This is a genomic window from Carboxydothermus ferrireducens DSM 11255 (assembly GCF_000427565.1).
Lineage (GTDB): Bacteria > Bacillota > Z-2901 > Carboxydothermales > Carboxydothermaceae > Carboxydothermus > Carboxydothermus hydrogenoformans.
Genome location: NZ_ATYG01000049.1, coordinates 1 through 5,683 on the forward strand (window position 1 = coordinate 1; position 5,683 = coordinate 5,683).

A 5,683-nucleotide genomic window follows, 5' to 3' on the forward strand; every position below is an offset into this window, starting at 1 on the left:
AAACCGTCTATCAGGGCGATGGCCCACTACGTGAACCATCACCCTAATCAAGTTTTTTGGGGTCGAGGTGCCGTAAAGCACTAAATCGGAACCCTAAAGGGAGCCCCCGATTTAGAGCTTGACGGGGAAAGCCGGCGAACGTGGCGAGAAAGGAAGGGAAGAAAGCGAAAGGAGCGGGCGCTAGGGCGCTGGCAAGTGTAGCGGTCACGCTGCGCGTAACCACCACACCCGCCGCGCTTAATGCGCCGCTACAGGGCGCGTCCCATTCGCCAATCCGGATATAGTTCCTCCTTTCAGCAAAAAACCCCTCAAGACCCGTTTAGAGGCCCCAAGGGGTTATGCTAGTTATTGCTCAGCGGTGGCAGCAGCCAACTCAGCTTCCTTTCGGGCTTTGTTAGCAGCCGGATCTCAGTGGTGGTGGTGGTGGTGCTCGAGTGCGGCCGCAAGCTTGTCGACGGAGCTCGAATTCGGATCCTCAGTCTAGATCACTGCTGAAGTCCTCGCTTCCTCCTCCCGCCTCCGCTTCTGCCTCCGCCTCTGCCTCGAGCTTGCTGGCAGCGATGACATCGTCGATTCTGAGGATCATTATTGCTGCCTCGCTAGCACTCTTGATAGCTTGCTTCTTGACTCTTAGTGGCTCGATGACTCCTCTCTCTAGCATGTCTGCTGGTTCGCCTTCGTATACATCGACACCGATGGTTGGTCCCTTCTCCTTGTGGGCAGCGATGACCTTAACGAGTGTCTCGATTGGGTCGAGACCAGCATTCTCTGCTAGTGTCCTTGGAATGACCTTGAGAGCCTCTGCAAAGGCCTCAATTGCCAACTGCTCCTTGCCACCAACTTCCTTGGCGTACTCGTCGAGTCTAATGGCTAACTCGATTTCTGGTGCTCCACCGCCAGCTAGGATCTTTCCATCTTCAAGGATGTCCTTCACAACCTTTATTGCATCTTCTAGGGCTCTCTCGACCTCATCGACTACGTGCTCAGTTCCACCTCTGATGAGGATTGTCACAGCCTTGGGGTTCTGGCAGCCCTCGACGAATATCATGCTCTCTCCAGCAACCTTTCTCTCTTCTACTAGCTCAGCGTAACCGAGGTCCTCTGGTGTGAGGTCCCTAATGTTGGTTACGATCTTAGCTCCTGTGGCCTTGGCGAGCTTCTCCATGTCGCTCTTCTTGACTCTTCTGACGGCCATTATTCCGTATTTGGCTAGGTAGTGCTGTGCTAGATCGTCAATTCCCTTCTGGACGAATACTACGTTAGCTCCGACTTCCTTGATCTTCTCGACCATCTCTCTGAGCATTCTCTCCTCTTGCTCGAGGAAGGCCTGGAGTTGCTCTGGGCTGGTAATTCTTATCTCGGCATCAGTCTCGGTCTCCTTAACCTCAAGTGCATCGTTAATTAGTGCAATCTTAGCTTTCTCGACTCTCTTTGGCATTCCTGGGTGGACTACTTCCTTGTCAATAACTACACCTCTTATGAGCTGGGTGTCTCTGACGCTTCCACCCTCCTTCTTCTCGAGCTTGATGTTGTCGATGTCAACCTTGTACTTTCCGTCTTCCTTCTCTGCAACTAGCTTAACTGCCTCTACTGCAAGCTTGGCTAAGTACTCCCTCTCCTCCTCAGCGGCCTTACCGGTAATTGATGTCATTGCAGCCTTGAGGAGAATTTCCTCATCGTCGGGCTTGACTTCTTTGGCTATGTTCTCGAGGATCTCTTGAGCCTTTTGTGCTGCTAAGGTGTAACCTTTGATGATTATGCTTGGGTGAATGTTCTGGTCTAGTAATTCTTCAGCCTTTCTTAGGAGCTCACCTGCAATTACTACAGCGGTTGTTGTTCCATCACCGGCCTCCTTGTCCTGGGTCTTTGCGACCTCAACCATCATCTTAGCTGCTGGGTGCTGAATGTCCATCTCATCGAGAATTGTTGCACCGTCGTTTGTTATTACGATGTCTCCAAGGCTATCAACGAGCATCTTGTCCATTCCCTTTGGTCCGAGGGTTGTTCTTATTGTCTCTGCAACAATTCTAGCAGCAAGAATGTTCATTCTCTGGGCATCTCTACCAACGTATCTTTGGGTTCCTTCAGGCAAAATTAGAATGGGTTGGCCTGCTAACTGGGCCATGGTATATCTCCTTCTTAAAGTTAAACAAAATTATTTCTAGAGGGGAATTGTTATCCGCTCACAATTCCCCTATAGTGAGTCGTATTAATTTCGCGGGATCGAGATCTCGATCCTCTACGCCGGACGCATCGTGGCCGGCATCACCGGCGCCACAGGTGCGGTTGCTGGCGCCTATATCGCCGACATCACCGATGGGGAAGATCGGGCTCGCCACTTCGGGCTCATGAGCGCTTGTTTCGGCGTGGGTATGGTGGCAGGCCCCGTGGCCGGGGGACTGTTGGGCGCCATCTCCTTGCATGCACCATTCCTTGCGGCGGCGGTGCTCAACGGCCTCAACCTACTACTGGGCTGCTTCCTAATGCAGGAGTCGCATAAGGGAGAGCGTCGAGATCCCGGACACCATCGAATGGCGCAAAACCTTTCGCGGTATGGCATGATAGCGCCCGGAAGAGAGTCAATTCAGGGTGGTGAATGTGAAACCAGTAACGTTATACGATGTCGCAGAGTATGCCGGTGTCTCTTATCAGACCGTTTCCCGCGTGGTGAACCAGGCCAGCCACGTTTCTGCGAAAACGCGGGAAAAAGTGGAAGCGGCGATGGCGGAGCTGAATTACATTCCCAACCGCGTGGCACAACAACTGGCGGGCAAACAGTCGTTGCTGATTGGCGTTGCCACCTCCAGTCTGGCCCTGCACGCGCCGTCGCAAATTGTCGCGGCGATTAAATCTCGCGCCGATCAACTGGGTGCCAGCGTGGTGGTGTCGATGGTAGAACGAAGCGGCGTCGAAGCCTGTAAAGCGGCGGTGCACAATCTTCTCGCGCAACGCGTCAGTGGGCTGATCATTAACTATCCGCTGGATGACCAGGATGCCATTGCTGTGGAAGCTGCCTGCACTAATGTTCCGGCGTTATTTCTTGATGTCTCTGACCAGACACCCATCAACAGTATTATTTTCTCCCATGAAGACGGTACGCGACTGGGCGTGGAGCATCTGGTCGCATTGGGTCACCAGCAAATCGCGCTGTTAGCGGGCCCATTAAGTTCTGTCTCGGCGCGTCTGCGTCTGGCTGGCTGGCATAAATATCTCACTCGCAATCAAATTCAGCCGATAGCGGAACGGGAAGGCGACTGGAGTGCCATGTCCGGTTTTCAACAAACCATGCAAATGCTGAATGAGGGCATCGTTCCCACTGCGATGCTGGTTGCCAACGATCAGATGGCGCTGGGCGCAATGCGCGCCATTACCGAGTCCGGGCTGCGCGTTGGTGCGGATATCTCGGTAGTGGGATACGACGATACCGAAGACAGCTCATGTTATATCCCGCCGTTAACCACCATCAAACAGGATTTTCGCCTGCTGGGGCAAACCAGCGTGGACCGCTTGCTGCAACTCTCTCAGGGCCAGGCGGTGAAGGGCAATCAGCTGTTGCCCGTCTCACTGGTGAAAAGAAAAACCACCCTGGCGCCCAATACGCAAACCGCCTCTCCCCGCGCGTTGGCCGATTCATTAATGCAGCTGGCACGACAGGTTTCCCGACTGGAAAGCGGGCAGTGAGCGCAACGCAATTAATGTAAGTTAGCTCACTCATTAGGCACCGGGATCTCGACCGATGCCCTTGAGAGCCTTCAACCCAGTCAGCTCCTTCCGGTGGGCGCGGGGCATGACTATCGTCGCCGCACTTATGACTGTCTTCTTTATCATGCAACTCGTAGGACAGGTGCCGGCAGCGCTCTGGGTCATTTTCGGCGAGGACCGCTTTCGCTGGAGCGCGACGATGATCGGCCTGTCGCTTGCGGTATTCGGAATCTTGCACGCCCTCGCTCAAGCCTTCGTCACTGGTCCCGCCACCAAACGTTTCGGCGAGAAGCAGGCCATTATCGCCGGCATGGCGGCCCCACGGGTGCGCATGATCGTGCTCCTGTCGTTGAGGACCCGGCTAGGCTGGCGGGGTTGCCTTACTGGTTAGCAGAATGAATCACCGATACGCGAGCGAACGTGAAGCGACTGCTGCTGCAAAACGTCTGCGACCTGAGCAACAACATGAATGGTCTTCGGTTTCCGTGTTTCGTAAAGTCTGGAAACGCGGAAGTCAGCGCCCTGCACCATTATGTTCCGGATCTGCATCGCAGGATGCTGCTGGCTACCCTGTGGAACACCTACATCTGTATTAACGAAGCGCTGGCATTGACCCTGAGTGATTTTTCTCTGGTCCCGCCGCATCCATACCGCCAGTTGTTTACCCTCACAACGTTCCAGTAACCGGGCATGTTCATCATCAGTAACCCGTATCGTGAGCATCCTCTCTCGTTTCATCGGTATCATTACCCCCATGAACAGAAATCCCCCTTACACGGAGGCATCAGTGACCAAACAGGAAAAAACCGCCCTTAACATGGCCCGCTTTATCAGAAGCCAGACATTAACGCTTCTGGAGAAACTCAACGAGCTGGACGCGGATGAACAGGCAGACATCTGTGAATCGCTTCACGACCACGCTGATGAGCTTTACCGCAGCTGCCTCGCGCGTTTCGGTGATGACGGTGAAAACCTCTGACACATGCAGCTCCCGGAGACGGTCACAGCTTGTCTGTAAGCGGATGCCGGGAGCAGACAAGCCCGTCAGGGCGCGTCAGCGGGTGTTGGCGGGTGTCGGGGCGCAGCCATGACCCAGTCACGTAGCGATAGCGGAGTGTATACTGGCTTAACTATGCGGCATCAGAGCAGATTGTACTGAGAGTGCACCATTGCGGTGTGAAATACCGCACAGATGCGTAAGGAGAAAATACCGCATCAGGCGCTCTTCCGCTTCCTCGCTCACTGACTCGCTGCGCTCGGTCGTTCGGCTGCGGCGAGCGGTATCAGCTCACTCAAAGGCGGTAATACGGTTATCCACAGAATCAGGGGATAACGCAGGAAAGAACATGTGAGCAAAAGGCCAGCAAAAGGCCAGCAAAAGGCCAGGAACCGTAAAAAGGCCGCGTTGCTGGCGTTTTTCCATAGGCTCCGCCCCCCTGACGAGCATCACAAAAATCGACGCTCAAGTCAGAGGTGGCGAAACCCGACAGGACTATAAAGATACCAGGCGTTTCCCCCTGGAAGCTCCCTCGTGCGCTCTCCTGTTCCGACCCTGCCGCTTACCGGATACCTGTCCGCCTTTCTCCCTTCGGGAAGCGTGGCGCTTTCTCATAGCTCACGCTGTAGGTATCTCAGTTCGGTGTAGGTCGTTCGCTCCAAGCTGGGCTGTGTGCACGAACCCCCCGTTCAGCCCGACCGCTGCGCCTTATCCGGTAACTATCGTCTTGAGTCCAACCCGGTAAGACACGACTTATCGCCACTGGCAGCAGCCACTGGTAACAGGATTAGCAGAGCGAGGTATGTAGGCGGTGCTACAGAGTTCTTGAAGTGGTGGCCTAACTACGGCTACACTAGAAGGACAGTATTTGGTATCTGCGCTCTGCTGAAGCCAGTTACCTTCGGAAAAAGAGTTGGTAGCTCTTGATCCGGCAAACAAACCACCGCTGGTAGCGGTGGTTTTTTTGTTTGCAAGCAGCAGATT

At 54.3% G+C, this 5,683-nt stretch carries 6 protein-coding genes and 2 pseudogenes; 4 read left to right on the top strand and 4 right to left on the bottom strand.

Features of this window, described 5'->3' with window-relative positions; translation table 11 throughout:
- Positions 1-475 precede the first annotated feature (475 nt).
- Complete coding sequence (gene thsB, locus CARFE_RS0112125) at positions 476-2,125, bottom strand: thermosome subunit beta (protein WP_028052931.1); 1,650 nt, start codon at positions 2,123-2,125, stop codon at positions 476-478.
- 109 nt (positions 2,126-2,234) lie between these two features.
- On the opposite strand from thsB, the pseudogene CARFE_RS16035 reads away from it, so the two are divergent.
- From CARFE_RS16035 to CARFE_RS0112140, 3 genes and pseudogenes are all read left to right on the top strand, one after another.
- Positions 2,235-2,519 (top strand): annotated as a pseudogene (locus tag CARFE_RS16035) (MFS transporter); the annotation flags it as partial.
- Between the two features lie 79 nt (positions 2,520-2,598).
- Entirely contained in the window at positions 2,599-3,681 is a 1,083-nt protein-coding gene (gene lacI, locus CARFE_RS0112135; protein WP_000805902.1) for a DNA-binding transcriptional repressor LacI, read from the top strand.
- 49 nt (positions 3,682-3,730) lie between these two features.
- Positions 3,731-4,072: pseudogene (locus tag CARFE_RS0112140) on the top strand (hypothetical protein); the annotation flags it as partial.
- 17 nt (positions 4,073-4,089) lie between these two features.
- On the opposite strand, the gene CARFE_RS16875 reads toward CARFE_RS0112140, so the two are convergent.
- A complete protein-coding gene (locus tag CARFE_RS16875) occupies positions 4,090-4,458 on the bottom strand; it encodes a hypothetical protein (RefSeq protein WP_000538659.1) in 369 nt (122 codons plus the stop codon).
- A gap of 31 nt (positions 4,459-4,489) precedes the next feature.
- Here CARFE_RS16875 and CARFE_RS0112150 point away from each other — a divergent pair, with 31 nt between their 5' ends.
- Complete coding sequence (locus tag CARFE_RS0112150) at positions 4,490-4,681, top strand: Rop family plasmid primer RNA-binding protein (protein ID WP_000165985.1); 192 nt, start codon at positions 4,490-4,492, stop codon at positions 4,679-4,681.
- Positions 4,682-4,990: 309 nt separating this feature from the next.
- Here the strand turns inward: CARFE_RS0112150 and CARFE_RS16770 are convergent, their stop codons facing one another.
- Both CARFE_RS16770 and CARFE_RS16465 read right to left on the bottom strand, forming a co-directional pair.
- A complete protein-coding gene (locus CARFE_RS16770; RefSeq protein WP_281170189.1) occupies positions 4,991-5,125 on the bottom strand; it encodes a hypothetical protein in 135 nt (44 codons plus the stop codon).
- A gap of 327 nt (positions 5,126-5,452) precedes the next feature.
- The coding region (locus tag CARFE_RS16465) for a hypothetical protein (protein WP_084138944.1) at positions 5,453-5,683 on the bottom strand (231 nt) is incomplete at its 5' end.